Origin of the sequence: Desulfosediminicola ganghwensis (genome assembly GCF_005116675.2) — a bacterium.
In the GTDB taxonomy this organism is placed as follows: domain Bacteria; phylum Desulfobacterota; class Desulfobulbia; order Desulfobulbales; family Desulfocapsaceae; genus Desulfopila; species Desulfopila ganghwensis.
Genome location: NZ_CP050699.1, coordinates 3,534,617 through 3,554,421 on the forward strand (window position 1 = coordinate 3,534,617; position 19,805 = coordinate 3,554,421).

Genomic DNA, 19,805 nt, shown 5'->3' on the forward strand with positions numbered 1-19,805 from the left:
ATCGTTAGTATTCAATCTACTATGCAAGATTTTCACTGTTTTTACCAACAATGGGAACTGTCTGTTCTGAAGCAGTTACCCCCATCTCTTTCCATCCCGCTGCAGAAATTACGCCAACAGCTATATTTAGGCGACAGCAGCACATATCAAGAGAACAATTTTATCGGGGACAGCAGTGATCAAGATTAACGCAAAGTATCAACCAGAGAACTTCAAACAGAGACCACTACAGGAAGCATTTCAATGATTACAATCAATGAGCATTACTTAAAACTTCAGGCATCCTACCTCTTTTCCGATATTGCCAAGCGCGTCGAAACTTTTCAAGAGAACAATCCGGACAAGGAAGTTATTAAACTTGGCATTGGTGATGTAACCAGGGCTCTCCCCAAGGCGAGTACCGATGCATTTCATGCGGCGGTTGACGAGATGGCGACCGAGAAAGGCTTTCGTGGTTATGGCCCTGAGCAGGGGTATGCATTCCTGCGTGAAGCCATTGCCGAAAATGATTTTGCTTCCCGCGGAGCCGAAGTTTCCCCCGATGAAATTTTTATAAGCGACGGTGCCAAGTGCGATACTGGTAATATTCAGGAGTTATTCTCTCAGGATATCACAATTGCAATTCCCGACCCTGTATATCCGGTTTATCTCGATACCAACGTAATGGCCGGTCGCACTGAAGAGTTCGCCGATGGCCGTTTTAAAGGTATTGTCTACCTCGATTCAACTAAGGAAAATCAATTCGTTCCAGCCTTGCCAAAAGAGCAGGTAGACCTGATCTATCTCTGTTTCCCTAATAATCCAACCGGTTCCACCATCACCAAAGAAGAACTGAAGACCTGGGTAGACTATGCACGTGACAACAAGGCACTGATTCTCTTTGACGCTGCATATGAAGCATTCGTGCAGGATGACGATCTTCCGAAATCAATCTACGAAATAGAAGGCGCCAGAGAGGTCGCGATCGAATTCCGCAGTTTCTCCAAAAGTGCCGGTTTTACCGGCACCCGTTGCGCCTTCACTGTAGTGCCTAAAGAATGTGTTGCCTATGATAAAGCAGGCAACAGCCACTCAGTCCACACACTTTGGAACCGTAGGCACTGTACTAAATTCAACGGGGTGTCCTATCCTGTGCAGAGAGCTGCAGAAGCTGTTTACAGTGAAGCAGGAAAGGCAGAGTGCAAAGAACTCGTCGAGTACTACATGAAGAATGCCGCGTTAATCTGTGAAACCATGGACAGCCTCGGATACAAGTATGACGGCGGAAAAAACTCACCATATATCTGGATTGAAGGCAACATGGACTCCTGGGAGTTCTTCGATATGCTGCTCAATAAAGCCGGTGTGGTGTGTACTCCGGGTGCAGGCTTCGGTAAATGCGGAAACGGCTACATTCGTATCTCCGCCTTCAACAGTTATGAGAATGTCGTGAAGGCCATGGAGAGAATCAAGGAAGCTTTGGCTTAGTAAAGGGGCCAAAATGCACTTTGCCTGAACCGGTCAGTAATTCGGGTTTAGGAACCGATACATCAAAAAGGCGAGTTGAATACTATTCAACCCGCCTTTCTTGTTTATTATCTTCGCTTTCTACCTATTATTCCAACTCGGCTGGTTTGAAATGAATGTTCTCCTGCAGGCCATTCATGGTGGCAATATCCTTTGCGCCATGTTTTTTCAAACAATCCGTTACGCCTTCGACCAGTCTCTCAGGAGCTGAGGCACCGGCTGTAATGCCAACGGTTTTCACCGAGGTAAGCCATGCCGGGTCTATATCTGTCCAGTCATCTATCAGAAATGCATCTGTTCCTGCTTTCAGGGCAACTTCCCGTAACCTGTTCGAATTTGAACTGTTTTTGGAGCCAACTACAAAAATCAAATCCGTTTCCATGGCCAGCTTCTTTACAGCGTTCTGTCGATTTTCAGTGGCAAAGCAGACGTTAGACTTCGGCCCGCGAAGCATGGGAAACCGCTCTCGCAGTATTTTTTGGATACCGGTAATATCATCCTTACTCAAGGTGGTCTGGGTTACAAATGCCACTCTTTTACTGTTTTCGATTTCAAGTTCCCTGGCCTCGTCCTCAGTGGAAATTACATGAACCTTTCCGGTGACTCGACCTGCTGTTCCCTCTACTTCCGGATGTTTATGGTGGCCGATAATTATCACATTATAACCCTCAGTGAAGTACCTTTCGACCATATGGTGGACTGAGCCAACCAGTGGACAGGTTGCATCAATGGTACGCAGCGAGAGCTCTTTTGCCCTTTCTTCGACTGCCACAGCAACACCATGAGCACTGAAGATACAGATTTCACCCGACGGAATTTCATCCAACTCCTCTACAAAAATGGCACCGAGTTTTTCAAGTTCATGAAGCACATGCTTGTTATGGACGATCTCATGTAATACATAAACGGGTTTGCCATGGTCCTTTATAGCCTGTCGTACTGTTTCGATGGCGCGTTCAACTCCGGCGCAAAAGCCCCGTGGAGAAGCGAGAATGATGTTAAAACTGTTCATCAGTTAATCCGAATATAATTATGTAAAGAAAAAGGGGATTCTGGTAGCTCAACTGAGCTGGTTCAAGATTCAAGTTTTCTGTATATGCAGTGAAAATCACTATACTTCAGGTTACTGGTTCGGCACAATAAGAACAGGTACTTTTGCCAGACGGTTTACCCATCTGGTGGTTGAGCCCATGACCAGACTGCCCCGTACCTTATGGGTTGATTTTCCAATTACTATCATATCCACATTGTTTTCTTCAGCAACTCGCAGAATTTCCTCACTGGGCTTGCCTGCGACCACTATTATTTCTTCAATAGGTTCACTCTTCAAGCTTTTACCGCCAACTTCTTCCTGCAAAAAATTATCAATGCGCTTTTTCATGTAGTTGAGCACCTTTTTCATACCATCTTTACGTACCTTTTCAACCTGTTCATGAGACAGGTAGGTTTGAATCACTGCGTTTGCTGTTTCTGTCATCGGCTCAACCACGTGCAGAACAGTTAATGATGCATTGTTATTTTTGGCTTGGCCGAGAGCATGCAGGAACACAGGTCTGGTATGCTTGCCGAGATCTGTGACATAGAGGATTTTACGTATAGCGGGAATGTTCATGACAGCCTCCGGTGATTTGTTGACAGAAGACAATTTTAACAGCCTGTTTAAAGTATAATGATCTTTAAGCCAATGGCCAAAATCAGAACATTCGAGCAAAAACTTTTAATGAATGAGCAACAAAAAAAAAGCCTTCAGTTCCAGGTTGGAACAGAAGGCTTTTTTTATTGGCAAGCTAAGAAATCTAACGAGTCATTCGGCTCAATCAATATCCCTGAATTTTATCCAGCAGCTCAGGCAGGAACAGAGATATCTGGGGAACATAGGTGATAAGAATGAGGAATGTAAGCAACACTAATAGCCAAGGCAGAGCTGATTTTATAGCCCAGCCCATACTATGCCCCGTTATACCTGATATGACGAAGAGATTGAGGCCAACGGGCGGTGTGAGCATTCCGATTTCCATATTTACAACCATGATGATACCGAGATGAATCGGATCGATACCAAGCTGGACTGCTATTGGAAAAAGGATAGGTGCCATGATAAGCAGAATTGCGGAAGGCTCCATGAAATTGCCGGCTATCAGCAGCAGGATATTTACGACAATGAGGAACATCCACCAGGAAAGACCAAGATTGACTATAATCTCAGCAATATGGTGAGGAATTCGTTCAGTGGTGAGTACGTGGGCGAAAAGCATTGCATTGGCAATGATAAAGAGCAACATGATGCTCACCTTGGCAGCATCGAGAACAACCTTGTTCACCTCTTTATCATAAATACATTTCGGGAAAGAAATAATAATGCCGGAAATATTTCTAAACAGCATCGCACCAACTGATTCACCATCTTTACGCCAGGGCTCGCCTTTCATGGGCCCCATATCTCGATAGCCGAAAACTGCAACCAAAAATGCATAAATCGCGGATACTGCAGCAGCCTCGGTGGGACTGGCAATACCACCGTAAATTGAACCAAGCACGATAATGATCAGCATCAGGCCGCCAAGGGCGCTGATACCTGAGCTAAACATCTCTTTAAATCCACCCCATGGCTGACATGGAATATTTTTGTACCTGGCAACGAAATAGATAACAATCATCAACATCAAACCCATCATAATGCCCGGGATGAAGCCCGCCATAAACATTCTGGCTGCGGATTCTTCCGTTGCAGCGGCGTAAACCAGCATTACGATTGAAGGTGGGATGAGAATGCCAAGGGTTCCTGCGTTTGCGATAACACCGGCTGCGATTTTTTCAGGGTAGCCGGCCTTTACCATACCGGCGATGACGATCGAGCCAATTGCGGCAACTGTTGCCGGGGAAGAGCCGGACACGGCGGCGAAAATCATACATGCCAGGACAGATGCCATGGCGATACCGCCACGAATGTGGCCAACCACACTCAATGCAAAGCGAATGATGCGCTTGGCGACACCACCAGTAGACAAGAAAGCCGATGACAAAATGAAGAACGGAATTGCCAGCAAAGTGTAATGTTCGGACAGGGCCTCGAAGAGTTTCAGGGCAATGGAAGCAAGGGAGTCACTGGAGAACATCAGGATAGTTGCAATACTCGAGAGACCGAGAGCCATAGCGATCGGCAAGCCAAGCATCATACAGCCAAAGAGCAGGATAAACAGGCAGGCAGTTGTCATTTGTTCTCCCCCTCTTTCTTCAATTCTTCTGCAATTTCCATACTTTCCTTTGCTTCATCGGCGTGTTTAAAACCGTCAGACTGATCGGTGATAATGGACCAGAGAATCTGCAACAGACGAATAGTGATAAAAGTGAAGCCTACAAGCAACATGCTGTGGGCAATCCAGGTAGGAATCGGTACATCTTCGAGATCGATACCGATCATTTTCATTTTTGCCAGGTATATCCAGCTGCCGTAGAGTATCAGGCCACAGTAAACGATACCGATTATGGCTGCGATGCCACTCAGTATCCTGCGCCCTTTTCTGGGAAACAGCTTGACGAAAGCATCCATTCCTATATGGGAGCCGACCTTGAGCCCATAGGATGTTCCAAAGAGAACGAACCACGCCGACATATGCAGCGTAAGCTCCTGCGACCACATAAAACCAGTGTTAAAACCAAATCGCATGACTACGTCGACAAACACGAGTAGTGTCGTTAGCACCAGCAGTAACGATATCACCGCCTCTTCGGTGCGATTCAGGATGCGCCAAAACATATTTTTCCCCTTCTCAATACGAACAGCCGGGGCAGGTATCCACCTGCCCCGGCAGGAAATACTCCACTTCTCCCAGGTACCTCTACAACTAGCAGTTACTCTTACTGATTAGAAGCGTATGCAGCGTCGATAAGGTCTTTGCCGATCTCATCTTCAAACTGTTTCCACACTGGCTTCATGACCTCTACCCACTGAGCGCGCTCTGCGTCGTTAAGGGTTATGATTTCAGTACGTTTGGAGTCGATAATTTTCTGCTTGTCTTCGTCGTCTTTCTTCGCTGCTACTTCGTTACCGAAAGCAATAGCCTCGTCGAGAGCGGCCTTTACTTCAGCGCGAATATCTTCAGGCAGTCCGTACCAGAATTCCTTGGAGGTCACGACCATGTAGTCAAGCAGACCATGGTTCGATTCGGTGATGTAGGGCTGAACTTCAAAGAATTTTTTGGAATAGATATTAGACCAGGTGTTCTCCTGACCATCGATGGCTCTGGTCTGAAGAAGGGTGAAAACCTCTGAAAAAGGCTTTTTGAGCGGGTTGGCACCTACAGCATGGAACTGCGCTTCCAGTACCTCAGAAGACATGATGCGGAATTTCAGGCCATCGGCGTCGGCTGGAACTTTCAGTATCTTGCTGGCAGAAAGCTGCTTCATGCCATTATGCAGATAACCAAGTCCAACCAGTCCCTTTTTCTCAAGAGATGTGAGAAGCTCCTGGCCTTCCTGAGACTGTTGGAACTTATCTACAGCGGTCATATCTTTGAACAGGAATGGCAGATCGTACAGCTGAAGTTTCTTGGTGTATCGACTGAATTTGGAGAGACTCGGAGCGCCCATCTGGACATCACCAAGCAGCATTGCTTCCAGAACCTTATTATCACCAAAAAGCTGCGAGTTAGGGAAAACCTCTACAACAACTTTGCCCTCAAGGCGTTCAGCAACTAAATCTTTGAACTTATTTGCTGCCTGTCCTTTCGGGGTGTTTTCTGCGACAACATGGGAGAATTTGATGGTGATTGGAGCAGCAAAAGCTGACCCAGCGACGATCATGGCGGATACTGCAGCGGTTGCAACCAGGGTGGTGATTGTGCGAAACATACTTTTCCTCCAGATTGATTTTAAGGACTTCAGCACTGCGCCGGTAATAACGTTTGAGATATCACTACCAGACAGACCAACCAGGCAAACACTTGCCTATGTTAACCTTAACGGTAGCAACATGGAGGCCAACTGAAGGAAAAAAATGAATATTCGGGTTAATGGCCCTACCTAAAGGGCTCCCGAAGAAATGTATCAATAATTGTGATGAAAAACATTTGGAGGATTGGTGGATTCCCGCCATTTTCAGAAGTACACTTTGGGGATTTCCGCCAATTTGAGGAGGGATTGGTCTACAAACGATACCGAAAGGCACATTAGCACGCTACGGCAGGGACTTATAGTCACTCTTGTCCAGTCCGTACTTTCGCATTTTATCCGAAAGAGTTTTTCTGGGTACTGCCAGTGCGTCCATTACATCTTTGATCGAACCATTGGAAACAACCAGCGCCTGCTCGATAAGGCTTCGTTCAAAACAGTCAACATGCTGGGACAACGTACGCTGCTGTTCCTTCTCAGCCCCTGATAATAAGGCATCTATCGACCAACCGGATTGTCCTCCCAGCAATACGTAACGCTCTGCTACATTGCGTAGCTCGCGAACATTACCAGGCCAACCGTATGCCATAAGCGAGTTGAGTTGTGCTGCACTGGGCTGTGGAACCTCCTGCTGGTATCGATGGCAGGCCACCAGCAAAAAGTGATGAAATAACAGTGGTATATCTTCTCTCCTATCCCTGAGAGGTGGGATTTCCAGGGTAACTACATTGAGCCGGTAGTATAGATCTTCCCTGAATTCACCTATTTCGGCATGGTTTTTCAGGTCTACCTTGGTTGCTGCAATCACTCTGAAATCAAGCGGTATCAACTCATTGGAACCAAGACGCTCGAGGCTGCGCTCCTGCAGAACCCGCAGCAGATGAATCTGAACACGCAAAGGCATCGATTCGATCTCATCCAGCAGTAAAGTGCCACCATTTGCATACTCGATTTTGCCAATCCGCTGGGATTTGGCATCAGTGAACGCTCCTGCCTCATGACCGAATAATTCACTTTCAATCATTGTCTCAGGCAAAGCTCCGCAATTTACAGCCACAAAATTTTTTCTACGGCGATTACTATGTTCATGCAGAGATCTTGCGACCAATTCTTTGCCTGTTCCTGTTTCACCAAGAACCAATACGTCAGCACCGGTATCGGCCACCTTGGAAATTGTTGTCCTGAGTTTTTCCATCGCCGGGGTATTGCCAATAATTCTGGGCCCAGGTGTTGAGTGAGCTTCGAGCTCGCGTCTGAGATTTCTGTTTTCCAGAGTCAGACCTCTTTTTTCAAGTGCCCGTTGTACTGTTTTGACTAACCTTTCAGCTGAATATGGCTTCTCAATAAAATCATATGCTCCATCGCGCATAGCCTGCACAGCGGTTGAAACGTCGCCATGACCGGTTATCAGAATAATAGGCAGATCCTTATCGATCTTTTGTGCTTCCAGCAGAAACTGAAGTCCATCCATTTTGGGCAACCGGATATCGCACACGACCACCCCCTGCAACTCACTGCTTATGAGCGGCAAAGCCTCTTCTGCAGACTCCAGGCATATCACCTCTAAATCGGCAAGTTCAAGGGTTTGACGGTTTGCTTGTCTGATATGCTTTTCGTCATCTATAAAGAGTACTTTATTAATTTCCATCACTGCGCCTTCTCAAGCTCTATCTCAAAACAGGCACCAGGTTCTGACATTTTCACATACCGAATAGCGCCATTCATATCACGCAAAATTCTATCGGTTATGGCAAGTCCCAATCCCAGACCCTGTCCTGATTTTTTAGTTGTGAAAAATGGATCGAAAATGAACGGCAGGTTGTCTGCATGAATCCCCGCTCCACTATCTGTTACAGTAATAATTACACGTTCTTCTTTACAATAGGAATCTACCAGTATTTTTCGTTTTTCAAGGCCTTCAACTGCATGTACCGCATTGCCAAGCAGATTCACCAATACCTGCTGCAGCAATAAATTATTTGCCTGTACTTCAAGGTGGTCCGGGATGATTGAAATATCTATTGTGACATCATGCTTACGAATAGAAGGTCGTAATATTTCCAAGGCGCCATCAATTACCCCGTGTAATGGCACCACATACATATTGCCACTGGTCTTTCTTGAGAAGGCTTTAAGCTGAATGCCTATCTGCGCCATCCTTTCAGTCAATTCACCAATCTGTTCCAGATTCCAGAGGGCTTCTTCAAGTCTACCTTTTTCGAGGAACTGCCTGCCATTGTCTGCATAACTTCGTATAGCTGCCAGAGGCTGGTTCAGTTCATGATTGATACCTGCCGACATTTGGCCAAGCACTGCCATTTTTGCTGCATGGATCAATTCATTTCTGGCAGTTCTGAGTTTAGCCTCTGTCTGCTGTCGATCTTTTATTTCCCTGACAAGCAACTTGTTTGTTTTGGTCAGCTCGCGGGTACGCGCATCAACTCGAACTTCAAGTTTTTCATTGGCACGTTGCAGAGCCCTTCTGGTTTTCTCTCGTATTCTGGCAAGCTCTTTCAATCGGTACTGGCGTTGCATTAACAACAGGAACAGCAAATAGGTAAGAAGCAGTATACCACCGGTCATCACGTTGACCCACAGTACACGTTTACGTACCGGGAGTGTATCGGTCATTATGTGCACACTCCAACCGGCTTCAGACATCTGACGTGATAATTGCAGATGGTCACGCTTTTTTTTGATGTTTGAATCATTCACCTGAACCAGCTGCCAGCCTTTATCGCGGTTTTCTCTGACATACGACAACTGGGTGAGTGAGGCATTAGGATATCGTCGACTGGCAATAATGCGCTTTTTTGCAGCTGGTTCCAGTTGCTGAATGGTCTTGAAACGCCAGTCCTGGTTGGTGGTCAGGAAGATGACTCCATCCGGATCTGTTACCAGAAAACTGTCTTCACGATCGCCCCAACTCTGTTCCACGTGGTCTATATTTATTTTGATAACAACTACGCCTAATATTTCGCGGGCTTTACGAACCGGATACGCAAAATAATAGCCCCGCTTCGATGAGGTTGTGCCAAGGGCAAAATATCGCCCCAATTCACCCCTCATTGCTTTTTCGAAATAAGGCCGAAACGAAAAGTTTCTGCCGACAAATGGACGTTCCGCCTGCCAGTTGCTCGCAGCGATAGTCAGGCCTTCACTGTCCATCAGGTAGGTATCAGCGGTATCGCTGATGCTGTTGATTGTTTCCAGATACCTGTTGAGTTTTGCTATCCGGTCTTTTTCATGCGGATTCTGTAAGGTATTCACGAGGTTTTTGTCAACCGCAAGCAGTTCTGGGAGACTTTCATATTTTTCCAGAACACCCTGCAGGTATGTGACAAATAGTTCGAGCTTAATAGTTCCCTTTTCAGAGAGAAGATCAAGTCCACGCTGATAGGTGAACTGGGAGGTGAACCAGAGTACGAATATGCTGAATATCAGAAACAATGTTCCGCTTAACAGGAAAAACTTCTTTCTGGGGTTTCTGGTTTTTCCCTTTAACATTGTTCGATCAGCACCTCGTAATAACTTGCTTTTGCTACGGCTGCCTCTCCGGGAAAGATTTTCTTTTCCCGGAGCATTATATCAATTGCAGCTCATTGACTTGTATTGGCTGCAGAAAACATTTTAACGTGTTTCGATCCCATCAGCTGCAACAACCGACTTTACTTCGGAAATAGGTACCTCACCACGGTGAAATATTCCCGCAGCCAGGGCTGCATCCGCATTTGTTTTCTTAAACACTTCAGCAAAATGTTCAGCTGAGCCCGCTCCGCTGGAAGCAATAACCGGAATAGTAACCGCATCTTTGACCATCTGGATCAACTCGAGATCAAAGCCTGAATTGGTACCATCCTTATCGATACAGTTGAGTAGAATCTCACCCGCTCCAAGCGCTTCACAAACTGTCACCAGTTGTACCGCGTCAATATCTCGCCCTTCCCGGCCACCACTTACAGTGCATTGATACCAGCAATATTTTTCACCATTAGGGCCCGGGGTGGCGCATTCGATGGTGTTGTGGCTTGTCTCATCCGGAGAATTTACATAAACTCTGCGCGGGTCGACAGATATGACCACAGCCTGTGCTCCGTAAACAATCGAAATTTGCTCAATGGCAGTCTTGCCGCTCTTTTTCCCCGTAGCAAGATATTCTTCAACTGCGTACACGGCATCGCTGCCAATAGATATCTTGTCTGCGCCAGAGCGAAAATAACGTGAAGCAACGTCAAGCGCGGAATAGAAGTTTCCCTCGCTATCGGTGAATTCACGAATTCCGCCGCCTATTGTAAGGGGTACAAATACATTTTTTGAGGTCTGCTTCAGCACCTCGAGCATAGGCTGATCCTGAAGCGGGAAATCCCTGAACCCTGTAATATTGAGAAATGTTACTTCGTCAGCTCCTTCCTCGTAGTATCTGCGGGCCAGTTCCACAGGTTTACCGAGATTTCTCACCTCCCCTTCTTCACGCACATCATACTGATCGCCCTTGGTGACAACCAGGTCACCAGTATCATTGCTGCGAACATCAAGGCAGGCAATTATTCGCTTGGCGATTCTGGTCGGCTCGGTACGTAAATTCCCTTCTGTGACAACAGACTCAACAACTTCTCTATTCTCGAGGAATCGCTGCAAAAGTCTGAGACCTGCGTCACCACTTTTCTCCGGGTGAAACTGAGTCGCAATAACCTGTCCTCTGGAGACAGAAGATATGAATTCTTCACCATAATCAGTGGTAGTCAGAATCCAATCTTTGTTTTCTTCACTTGGAGTGGCTTTAAAGGAGTGAACGAAATAAAATTTTTCTCCCCGGTACTGTTCAAATATTGAATTGTTTTTCCGTAACTTAATACCATTCCAACCGATTTGAGGAACCGAAAGGGCGTGGTCGGGAAACCGCTCAATCTGTCCGGGGATAATACCAAGACCAGGAACCCCCGGAGACTCTTCGCTCCCTTCGAAAAATGTCTGTAAGGCAACGCAGATACCGAAAGTTGGTTTGTTCAGACCAATTCTCTCGACCAGTTTTTCTGCATATCCGTCCCGAACCAACCTCTCCATTACCACGCCAAAATTGCCCACCCCAGGAAAAATGAGTTTATCCGCGGTAACAATATCATCTGGAGACTGGACATTCCGTACCTCGAAACCGAGCTTGTGTATTGCGTTTCTCACGCTTCGAACATTACCTGCGCCATAATCAAGAAGAGTAATCATCTCAAATCACCACTATATAGTTCAATTACTGATATTTTTTGTGAAATAGCAATTTCCTGCACAATTTTTGCAGTAGACTTTTCCATTTACTTCAACATCTCTACTGTCTTGCACCCAATCGCCGCATTGCTGACATTGAACTCTCCGCGTTGGTTTGCCGGGTAAGTTCTCCTGGGGAATGTCAACCTGAACATGTTCTACACGAAACAGCTCATGTTCAGGCATTATCTTATACGCCTCCAACTGGCGCTGGTGCTTATCGAGTATATGGTCGCAATATTTCTTCGATAGTTCCCGGGACTCCTCCAAGGCAACAATCCGTACAGCCTTACCCGTACCCAGGTGAACAAATGTTGCAGCCATTATGCCGTTATCCTGCCAGTAGAGTGACCGTTTACCAATGGAGCAACCCGTAACCGACTGGATTGCGTCCGTGGCGCAACGATCGATTTCCACTATTACATAAAGATTTTTCCGGTCAGCACCCTTGGGATCATAAATTCCTATCTCTGTTAAACCAAGCATACTGAGACGGACACCGAGCACCTGGCCCGGACAAATATGGCCGTGGATTCTGGTTGATATTTCAAGTAACTGATCAAAAGATTCCATGCGCTCTCCATAATCGTTTCATCTCTATCCCTGATTTTTCATCAGCTCAGGAATACATTGTCATAAAATAATGATGTTTCAAAATTCGGACAAAATAGAAATGAGAAGTGACGGCTAGAAATCGAAGCCTTTCTGGGCTTTAATTCCGGAAGAATACGGATGACGGGTATTTTCCATCTCTGTCACCAGATCCGCAGCATCGATAAATGAATTCGGGGCGTGACGTCCCGTAACTACAACATGAACATGCTCTGGCCTGGACAAAATAGCATCAAGTATCTCATCTTCAACAACCATTTTGTACTTGACGAGGTAGGTGAGTTCATCAAGTATCACCAGTTGATGTTCACCCGCAGCAATGATTTCAGCTGCTCTCTGCCAGGCTTCCCGGGCCAGGGCGGTATCTTCTTCAATATTATCCGATTTCCAGGTGAAGCCCTTGCCGCACACTTGAAAATCCAGTAACCCGGGTTGACTGTTCGAAAGAACTTCTGCGAATTTCTGTTCTCCTGTTCGCCAGCTGCCCTTGATGAACTGAATGACAGAAACTTTCTGGCCATGTCCCAATGCCCTGAAAACAAGTCCTAACGCAGCGGTGGTCTTTCCTTTACCATTGCCGGTGTGAATTGCGAACAACCCTTCAGTCACACCTTGCCTCTCTGGTACCGTGACTGAACCCGGCATCATAAAGTTTAGAGACTGCACTTAGCTCGTCCTGGCCAAATACTTTGCCAACACAGATCATGGCAGTTTTCACAATATTTTCAGATTTCACCAAGGGGCAGATGGTACTCAGGGTACCGCGCACAATTTTTTCATTTTCCCATGTCGCACGCTCAACTACTGCAATAGGGGTGTCGGAGCTGTACCCACCTGCAATGAGTTCTTCGACAACTTTTTCCAGCATACCGACTGAGAGAAAAATCATCATGGTTGTCTGGTGACTGGCAAGATCCCGAAGCTTTTCGAGTTCCGGTACCGGGGTTCGGCCTTCCTGCCTGGTAATGATGACAGTCTGAGAAATCTCAGGCAAAGTAAGCTCAGCTTTTAAGGAGGCAGCTGCTCCTGCAGCCGAAGTCACACCGGGAACGACCTCATAAGGCACACCGAGCGAATCCAGTTTTTGCATTTGCTCTTTTATAGCACCATAAATTGAGGGGTCGCCGGTATGTAGACGAACGACTTTGCCACCTTTTTGCCAGCTACCATGCATCACTTCAATTATCTGTTCCAGATCCATCCCTTTTGAATCATGGATCTCAGCTTTACACCCGGCTAATAACTGTGGATTTACAAGGCTGCCTGCGTAAACGATACAATCTGCATCATCAAGCAGTTTTCTCCCTTTCAGAGTTATCAGTTCTATATCCCCGGGGCCCGCGCCTACGAAATGGATCGAATTTGCTTGGAGTTCAGTCACGTATTTATTCCTTTCTTGCCTGCTTTCTACCAACTATTATGGTAATCGGGTTGAGTGAATTTTCTACCCTTTCCGGGTAACTGGAACGTGTCACGGAGATGGTGTGCATATCAACTTTCAACCCACATTTATGCATGATCTCCGGGGCCATTTCCCGCGTTTTATCCAGCACTGCTGTAACGACCATCAGGCCTTGCCCGGTTAAGGCTTCGTTGCAAAAAGTTATGATATCAGAAAGGTTACCACCACTGCCACCAATAAAAATGCGATCTGGTTTTGGCAGCCCTTGCAGGCTCACTGGTGCCGACCCTTTGATAAGCTGAAGGTTTGTCAGTCCGAATTTCTCTCTGTTCGTCAGGATATTCTGGTGCTGTTCCTGATTCTTTTCGATGGAATAGACGAGTGTATCCGTATGCATTCTGGCAGCTTCCAAACCGACCGATCCGGAACCGGCACCCACATCCCAAAATATCGAGTTATCTGGGATTTGCAAAAGATGTAAGGCTGCGGCCCTGACCTCATGCTTCGTTATCAATCCCCTGGAGTGTTCAATATCCTGTTCTCTCAGCCCGAATGAATAGGGGCAATTATTCTCAATGGTATGGCTATTTTTGGTATTGCAGTCGTTCTTCACCACAATCACCACGGAGAGACTGCCAAAAGATTCCCTACGTACTTCTTCTGGTGAGCCTGAAAAAATCCTTTCATCCTCAAGACCTATATTTTCAGCTACATGCAATGTGAAACGTGTCTGGTCAGCACCCAAAAAAGAACAGATATTTGAGGCGATGATTTCGGCCCGATGAGATCCATCAGTAAGAATGGCAGATTTGTCTGAGCTGAGAATTTTACCAAGATAATTGATTTCCGTTCTGCCATGAAGACTTATAAATTTTGCATCATCCCATGGAATACCAAAACGAGAGAAAGCAAGCTGGATAGAAGAGACCGCTGGGTAGACTGTTGTGTTCTCGATGCCAACCAACTGAATCAATTTCCTGGCTATACCGTATAAGAGTGGATCTCCTGAGGCCAACACCACCGCATCTTTTCCGTTTTGCTGTTTATCGCAGGCAACCGTGAGGGCATTTTGAAGCGGAGTTATTGCAATACGCTCGCAATTATCAATCAAACTGTTTCCTGAGGGAAGAGCTTTCAGGAAACGATCAGTTCCTATGATGGCAGCACAATTTCCCAACGCGCTCTGCGGTATAACAATTTCCCCTGCAGCGTTCTCAAGATCTATGCCGACAATGTGTATTTTTCCCTGTTGCTTCAACCTGCTACTCCGCAATGGTTATAATCTCACCGGTATGATGAACGAGATAAACAGTTACCGGCAGACCTGAGACATCCTCATGATATTTTCTGGCTAAATGGCAGACCAGATGTACCACCTGCTGATCCCCTTTCTGAATCAATCGCTCATATATTTCTCTGGCTGTATTGGAATTATCGAGATATGAAAAATCACGATCAGGCTGTAGGTGTGCTATACAATCTATAGCATTTTGTATCTCAAGAGCGCCAAAACGGACGTGAGTTTGGGGAATTCGTAGAGCCGCTTTTAAAATCTTTGCCCACATTCCAGCCATGTGCAGTCTTTTAAAAGAGTGTTTTGCAGCCGCGAGCAAGGCATATTCAAGATAATCGCCCATCATGATTAGGGCTTCGGGCGTAAATCGACCTGTTTTTTCCAGTGCTTTTTCAGAGGTTCTACCTGTCGACAGAACAATCTCAACCACCCCGTTTGCTTCAGCTACATCCATTGAAGTGCTTATGGTATCGGTCCAGGCTTTGGCAGAAACAGGTTTTACAATACCGGTTGTGCCAAGTATCGAGAGTCCATCTACAATGCCGAGTCGCTCATTCAGCGTTTTCTTGGCAAGTTCCCTGCCTGCAGGAATAGATATTTCGACAATAAGGCTGAGAGTGTCATCTACCCCACTCTCAGAGATTCCCTCAAGGACAGCCTGGTTTATCATCTGTCGGGGGACGGGGTTTATAGCGGGCAAACCAGGACTGACGGCAAGACCAGGCTTCGTTACTGTTCCAACACCTTCTCCGCCAATTAAGGTGATTTTTTCACTCGTGTCTGGCGAATAGCTTACAGTGGCTGCAATCAGGGCACCGTTGGTAACATCGGGATCATCACCGGCGTCTTTGATAACTGACGCGCGGGCTTTCATGGGCTGGTCATTCCCGCCATCTTCCAGTTCGCACTGCTCGAGTGCAAACCTGAATCTTTCGCCTTCAGGGAAAGGAATATCTACTTCCTGGCAACTAAACCCACTTTTCAATAGGAGAAGTGTAGCACCCTTAGCTGCAGCTGCAGCACATGCACCTGTGGTAAATCCTGAACGCAGTTTTTTTTTCATAAACAAAAAAAAGGTCGCCCCTTTTAACAGGAACGACCTTCCTTGTGTACATATTGAGCACATTCAAAGAATGCAATATGTATCAAATGTCCTTTTATCCAGTCCTGTAGTCTGGCAGGAAATCTGTACAGCGAGTATTTCGCCTGTAATCCCCCGCTAGAACCGATTATATTAATCCAGGTTGCAGCAGTCAGATTAGCAGTAATACGTCCGCAAATCCATGATCAACAACTGATCGGACCAGGTCTTAGTTGATAGCTTCGGACAGCTTGCTGCCAGCTTTGAACTTGGCAACTTTCTTTGCTGGTATTTCGATTGCTTTACCAGTCTGAGGATTTCTTCCCTGACGAGCTTCGCGAGTTGATACAGAGAAAGTACCGAATCCTACCAAGGTGACTTTGTCGCCTTTTCTCAGGCTCTCTGCGATTGCAGCAAGAGTACCGTTAAGGGCCTTCTCTGCAGCTGCTTTGCTGATATCTGCAGCGCCTGCGATGCTCTCAATAAGTTCCTTCTTGTTCATGAATGCCTCCCTGCTAATCTTTCTTTGCTTTTACCAGGACAACACTATTGTTGCCTATCTCCTGAGTATGATGCTGTACTCTGACAGCATCGGGATGTCAAAAGATAAAATGTGTCCCAATCTTTTGACATGGAAACGCTAAGTACGCTACAACCCTTTATAATTAGGCTTTTGCGAGCGCAACGAAATCACAATAATTGAATAGAGACACAGAATCAAGAACTAAATCAACTGATAACCCAAGAAAATGCTATTTTTATTGCCTTCCCCGGCTTTCCGAGACCGAATTCCCCACCATCAGGTGCAGTTTCCCCGGTCCAGATGCTGTTTTTGCACAAATTAACCATGCTCAAACATCAAAAAAGGCCGAAATAACTCGAAGATGCTTTTCCGGCCCTCCACCTGTTGAGTAATGAAATTCATCTACCATCGGGCAAAGTTTCTGCGGGCTTATTGAGCAGGAATTTTCCCTGTTCAATTTGAGATTTAAGAATATTTGCTATCTCTCTTGCCTTGGGGAGACTGGACAATGGTGCGGTGGGGATCTCTTTTCCGTTTACAATGATTGTCCCTGACTTCAATTGCGCATAACTCACTTCACCATAATTCCTTGAAATGCCGTTGGTATAGTCATACCCGTAATCTACTACCTGTGTGTAAATATCCTCATCTGAAACACCGGTAAAGGCTGCCATCTCCGCATCAAGAACAGGAATTGGCACGCCAAGGCCAACAGCAAGTGTGTTTCCATATCCAAGTATTGATACACCGCGTACCCAATCGGCTGACATCTGTTTGAGATCGCCTTGAACCATTAATGTACCAGCAGGTCGCTTCGGTACTCCAGAGGCAGTTCTCAGAGCTGAAGGATTATGCTGGGTACCGTGCCAGGTCACATAACCTGTGCCTCCACCGAGAAATATCCTCGTGCCCATACCGATAGTTCGGTAATACGGGTCATTAAACAGCGGACTCAGCTCACCTGCGCTGCAATAATTCGCATTTCGGCATTTCGGTTTAAGCATTCCCATATATGTATAAACAGCTTTTTCAGACAGATTTACGGCACAATTATAATTTTGATAACCATTTCGGGGATTGCACAGCAAAGCGTAAGGCAGGTCATCAAGAGTAACTTCCTTTTTCATTTTCTTTGCTGCATAGCAGTCTGTTCCGTAGGCTTTGGCCTCAAGCAACAGCTTTTTACCACGGAGCAGTTCTTCTATCACATGCCCTCCGCCATATCTGAACTCACCGGGATAAATTTTGTTGAGCGGATCATCCTCCGCTGGCTCTGTTGCTCCTATGTAACTGTCAACAGCAGCAAGTCCTGCATAGGCAGGTACTTTATTCAGCCAGACTTTAGAAGCTTTGATTGTCGGGGTCATTTGACCAAAGTTGAAGAACATTCCTGAGGAACACATTGGAGCAAAGGTGCCGGTGGTAACCACATCAATATCTCTGGCTGCCTGCTCTGGCCCGCGGTCACGGACAATACCCACCATTTCTTCAGCAGTGACGACAACAGCTTCACCAGCCTGTATTTTGGCGTTTATCTCCTCAAATGTCTTTTTGACTTTCTGAACACTCATCTACTCACTCCTATGCAATTGAACATGATTCCACAAAGAAATTTCGCTTATAACATCCAGCGCTTATCTCTGGTAGCTAAAAACAGCTGTTTTACGTGAAGAAACTTCGGTACCAGAGATGATACAAACTTGTGACCACCTCTTGAAGATTTGAAAATCTGCCTTTGATTTCAAGATAATAACTTTCCAGATTGGCAAAAGCATGGACAATAAGCTTTACCATGAGATGCATGAACTTGAAAAGGGAGAAATTCCGGAGAGTTTTCATTACACCTTGACATACATTAATGTTTTGCCTACTTTTAAGCTCTTCGGACAACCAACTGCATTCTCGAATGTTCGCATTTCCCTTCCGTTTGCATTAGCCACAGGACCTTATGACTACCGATAAAAAAGACGAAATTAATGGTGTGCGCACCCGCATCGATGAAATAGACAGCTCAATCCTCGATCTTCTCAAAGAGCGTTTGGGACTTGCCAAAGATATAGGAAAACTAAAAGATGATGGTAACAGAGCCAAGTGGGATCCTTATCGGGAACGGCAAATCTATGAAAAATTATTAGAGACCAACGCCCGAACCTTTCCCGAAGATGCTCTACGCTCTATTTTTCATGAAATTATAACTACCTGCAGGCTCTCTCAGAAAAAAGCTGTGGTTGCCTATCTTGGACCCGAGGCAACTTTTACCCACCTTGCCGGAGTGAAGTATTTTGGCCATTCGGCCAGTTACAGGGCCATGGAAACCATCGACGAAGTTTTCTCGGAGGTTGAAAAAGGCAGGACAACCTATGGAATAGTACCAGTCGAAAACTCCATAGAGGGTGCCGTTTTCTCAACCCTTGACTCTTTCATGAAATACAAGGTTCAGATTTGCGGTGAAATCGAGTTGCCAATCACCCATAATCTGGTTTGCAAGTCAGGAAACATTGAAGATATCCAGACAGTAGCCTCTCACTCCCAGGCACTTGCCCAGTGTCGGGAATGGTTGAGGAAGAATCTGCCCAGCGTCCCTACTCTCGATAGCTTTTCCACGGGTGCAGCGGCGAAGATGGCTTCCAATAATCCTAATATTGGTGCCATAGCCTCCTCGCTGGCAATCAAGACCCATGATCTGCAGGTGGTTGTAAAAGGGATAGAAGATTACGCAGGAAACACCACTCGCTTTCTCATTATTGGAAAAGAGTCACCAAGCCCCAGTGGTGCTGACAGAACTTCCCTTCTCATTGGTACAACCCACAGGCCAGGCGCCCTGAACGAGATTCTCACTATTCTCTCAGATGAGGGCATCAACCTTATGAAACTCGAGTCTCGTCCGGTGAAGGGCAAAAAATGGAAATACCTCTTCTTCCTGGACATGATGGGCCATATGGAAGATGAGCATATTCGTCGAGGCTGTGAAAGCATACGTGACCTCTGCTCATATTACGAATGGCTTGGTTCTTACCCGAGAAGTGAGGCGTAAAACTTCTCCACCCACATTTTGTAGAAAGAAGCAATCAGGCCCTCCCCGTCTTGAAGTAGGCGTTTGGAGGGCCTATTATTTGTTGAATGGTGCACTGTGCAAAGCTGGTGCCGTTTTATGGTAATCTGCAGAGTTGACTTTATCGATGCAGATCTTTATATTGGCGCGTCTTGGCATTTTTTGAAATACTTCATTTATTATCCA

17 protein-coding genes are annotated in these 19,805 nt (G+C 46.0%); 2 read left to right on the forward strand and 15 right to left on the reverse strand.

Annotation, left to right across the window (positions count from 1 at the left end; all coding sequences use genetic code 11):
- The first annotated feature begins 243 nt into the window (after positions 1 to 243).
- Complete coding sequence (locus FCL45_RS15050; RefSeq protein ID WP_136796710.1) at positions 244 to 1,467, forward strand: LL-diaminopimelate aminotransferase; 1,224 nt, start codon at positions 244 to 246, stop codon at positions 1,465 to 1,467.
- Between the two features lie 127 nt (positions 1,468 to 1,594).
- Here the strand turns inward: FCL45_RS15050 and ispH are convergent, their stop codons facing one another.
- The 15 genes from ispH to FCL45_RS15125 all read right to left on the reverse strand — a co-directional run bounded on the left by ispH (position 1,595) and on the right by FCL45_RS15125 (position 18,138).
- Positions 1,595 to 2,518, reverse strand: coding sequence for a 4-hydroxy-3-methylbut-2-enyl diphosphate reductase (gene ispH / locus FCL45_RS15055; protein ID WP_136796709.1), 924 nt, complete (start codon positions 2,516 to 2,518; stop codon positions 1,595 to 1,597).
- Positions 2,519 to 2,629: 111 nt separating this feature from the next.
- Positions 2,630 to 3,118: a universal stress protein gene (locus tag FCL45_RS15060; RefSeq protein ID WP_136796708.1), complete on the reverse strand. Its 489-nt coding sequence runs from the start codon at positions 3,116 to 3,118 to the stop codon at positions 2,630 to 2,632.
- Positions 3,119 to 3,323: 205 nt separating this feature from the next.
- The gene (locus FCL45_RS15065) at positions 3,324 to 4,721 is read right to left on the reverse strand and encodes a TRAP transporter large permease (RefSeq protein ID WP_136796707.1); all 1,398 of its coding nucleotides are present in this window, start codon (positions 4,719 to 4,721) and stop codon (positions 3,324 to 3,326) included.
- On the reverse strand, positions 4,718 to 5,263 hold the full coding sequence (locus tag FCL45_RS15070) for a TRAP transporter small permease (RefSeq protein ID WP_136796706.1): 546 nt from the start codon (positions 5,261 to 5,263) through the stop codon (positions 4,718 to 4,720). Before FCL45_RS15070 ends, FCL45_RS15065 begins: the two co-directional genes overlap by 4 nt.
- Before the next feature lie 101 nt (positions 5,264 to 5,364).
- Positions 5,365 to 6,309: a TRAP transporter substrate-binding protein gene (locus FCL45_RS15075; RefSeq protein WP_420811236.1), complete on the reverse strand. Its 945-nt coding sequence runs from the start codon at positions 6,307 to 6,309 to the stop codon at positions 5,365 to 5,367.
- Positions 6,310 to 6,682: 373 nt separating this feature from the next.
- A complete protein-coding gene (locus FCL45_RS15080; protein WP_136796704.1) occupies positions 6,683 to 8,044 on the reverse strand; it encodes a sigma-54-dependent transcriptional regulator in 1,362 nt (453 codons plus the stop codon).
- Positions 8,044 to 9,903, reverse strand: coding sequence for a sensor histidine kinase (locus tag FCL45_RS15085; RefSeq protein WP_136796703.1), 1,860 nt, complete (start codon positions 9,901 to 9,903; stop codon positions 8,044 to 8,046). Before FCL45_RS15085 ends, FCL45_RS15080 begins: the two co-directional genes overlap by 1 nt.
- Positions 9,904 to 10,026: 123 nt before the next feature.
- A complete protein-coding gene (hisF, locus tag FCL45_RS15090; protein ID WP_136796702.1) occupies positions 10,027 to 11,616 on the reverse strand; it encodes an imidazole glycerol phosphate synthase subunit HisF in 1,590 nt (529 codons plus the stop codon).
- A 21-nt stretch (positions 11,617 to 11,637) separates the two neighbouring features.
- A complete protein-coding gene (locus tag FCL45_RS15095; RefSeq protein WP_136796701.1) occupies positions 11,638 to 12,228 on the reverse strand; it encodes an FmdE family protein in 591 nt (196 codons plus the stop codon).
- A gap of 114 nt (positions 12,229 to 12,342) precedes the next feature.
- Complete coding sequence (gene cobO / locus FCL45_RS15100) at positions 12,343 to 12,876, reverse strand: cob(I)yrinic acid a,c-diamide adenosyltransferase (RefSeq protein ID WP_267313993.1); 534 nt, start codon at positions 12,874 to 12,876, stop codon at positions 12,343 to 12,345.
- Positions 12,869 to 13,648 carry a precorrin-4 C(11)-methyltransferase gene (gene cobM / locus FCL45_RS15105; protein WP_136796700.1) on the reverse strand — a complete coding sequence of 260 codons (780 nt, stop codon included), beginning with the start codon at positions 13,646 to 13,648 and terminating at the stop codon, positions 12,869 to 12,871. The genes cobO and cobM overlap by 8 nt, the downstream gene beginning before the upstream one ends.
- 4 nt (positions 13,649 to 13,652) lie before the next feature.
- Positions 13,653 to 14,927 carry a precorrin-6y C5,15-methyltransferase (decarboxylating) subunit CbiE gene (cbiE, locus tag FCL45_RS15110; RefSeq protein WP_167495723.1) on the reverse strand — a complete coding sequence of 425 codons (1,275 nt, stop codon included), beginning with the start codon at positions 14,925 to 14,927 and terminating at the stop codon, positions 13,653 to 13,655.
- A 4-nt stretch (positions 14,928 to 14,931) separates the two neighbouring features.
- A complete protein-coding gene (cbiD, locus tag FCL45_RS15115) occupies positions 14,932 to 16,026 on the reverse strand; it encodes a cobalt-precorrin-5B (C(1))-methyltransferase CbiD (protein ID WP_136796698.1) in 1,095 nt (364 codons plus the stop codon).
- A 247-nt stretch (positions 16,027 to 16,273) separates the two neighbouring features.
- Positions 16,274 to 16,546: an HU family DNA-binding protein gene (locus FCL45_RS15120; protein ID WP_136796697.1), complete on the reverse strand. Its 273-nt coding sequence runs from the start codon at positions 16,544 to 16,546 to the stop codon at positions 16,274 to 16,276.
- A 419-nt stretch (positions 16,547 to 16,965) separates the two neighbouring features.
- Positions 16,966 to 18,138 (reverse strand): homocysteine biosynthesis protein, encoded by a 1,173-nt coding sequence (locus FCL45_RS15125; RefSeq protein ID WP_136796696.1) that lies wholly within the window; start codon positions 18,136 to 18,138, stop codon positions 16,966 to 16,968.
- Positions 18,139 to 18,515: 377 nt separating this feature from the next.
- On the opposite strand from FCL45_RS15125, the gene pheA reads away from it, so the two are divergent.
- Positions 18,516 to 19,601: a prephenate dehydratase gene (pheA, locus tag FCL45_RS15130; RefSeq protein ID WP_136796695.1), complete on the forward strand. Its 1,086-nt coding sequence runs from the start codon at positions 18,516 to 18,518 to the stop codon at positions 19,599 to 19,601.
- The last annotated feature ends 204 nt before the right edge of the window (positions 19,602 to 19,805 follow it).

What these genes read in the sequence shown, in the direction of transcription:
- pheA (WP_136796695.1), top strand. Translation starts at nt 18,516, where the DNA reads ATGACTACCGATAAAAAAGACGAAATTAATGGTGTGCGCACCCGCATC.
- cbiD (WP_136796698.1), bottom strand. Translation starts at nt 16,026, where the DNA reads ATGAAAAAAAAACTGCGTTCAGGATTTACCACAGGTGCATGTGCTGCA.
- FCL45_RS15085 (WP_136796703.1), bottom strand. Translation starts at nt 9,903, where the DNA reads ATGTTAAAGGGAAAAACCAGAAACCCCAGAAAGAAGTTTTTCCTGTTA.
- FCL45_RS15065 (WP_136796707.1), bottom strand. Translation starts at nt 4,721, where the DNA reads ATGACAACTGCCTGCCTGTTTATCCTGCTCTTTGGCTGTATGATGCTT.
- FCL45_RS15095 (WP_136796701.1), bottom strand. Translation starts at nt 12,228, where the DNA reads ATGGAATCTTTTGATCAGTTACTTGAAATATCAACCAGAATCCACGGC.
- hisF (WP_136796702.1), bottom strand. Translation starts at nt 11,616, where the DNA reads ATGATTACTCTTCTTGATTATGGCGCAGGTAATGTTCGAAGCGTGAGA.
- FCL45_RS15050 (WP_136796710.1), top strand. Translation starts at nt 244, where the DNA reads ATGATTACAATCAATGAGCATTACTTAAAACTTCAGGCATCCTACCTC.
- FCL45_RS15070 (WP_136796706.1), bottom strand. Translation starts at nt 5,263, where the DNA reads ATGTTTTGGCGCATCCTGAATCGCACCGAAGAGGCGGTGATATCGTTA.
- FCL45_RS15060 (WP_136796708.1), bottom strand. Translation starts at nt 3,118, where the DNA reads ATGAACATTCCCGCTATACGTAAAATCCTCTATGTCACAGATCTCGGC.
- FCL45_RS15120 (WP_136796697.1), bottom strand. Translation starts at nt 16,546, where the DNA reads ATGAACAAGAAGGAACTTATTGAGAGCATCGCAGGCGCTGCAGATATC.
- FCL45_RS15125 (WP_136796696.1), bottom strand. Translation starts at nt 18,138, where the DNA reads ATGAGTGTTCAGAAAGTCAAAAAGACATTTGAGGAGATAAACGCCAAA.
- FCL45_RS15075 (WP_420811236.1), bottom strand. Translation starts at nt 6,309, where the DNA reads ATGATCGTCGCTGGGTCAGCTTTTGCTGCTCCAATCACCATCAAATTC.
- ispH (WP_136796709.1), bottom strand. Translation starts at nt 2,518, where the DNA reads ATGAACAGTTTTAACATCATTCTCGCTTCTCCACGGGGCTTTTGCGCC.
- FCL45_RS15080 (WP_136796704.1), bottom strand. Translation starts at nt 8,044, where the DNA reads ATGGAAATTAATAAAGTACTCTTTATAGATGACGAAAAGCATATCAGA.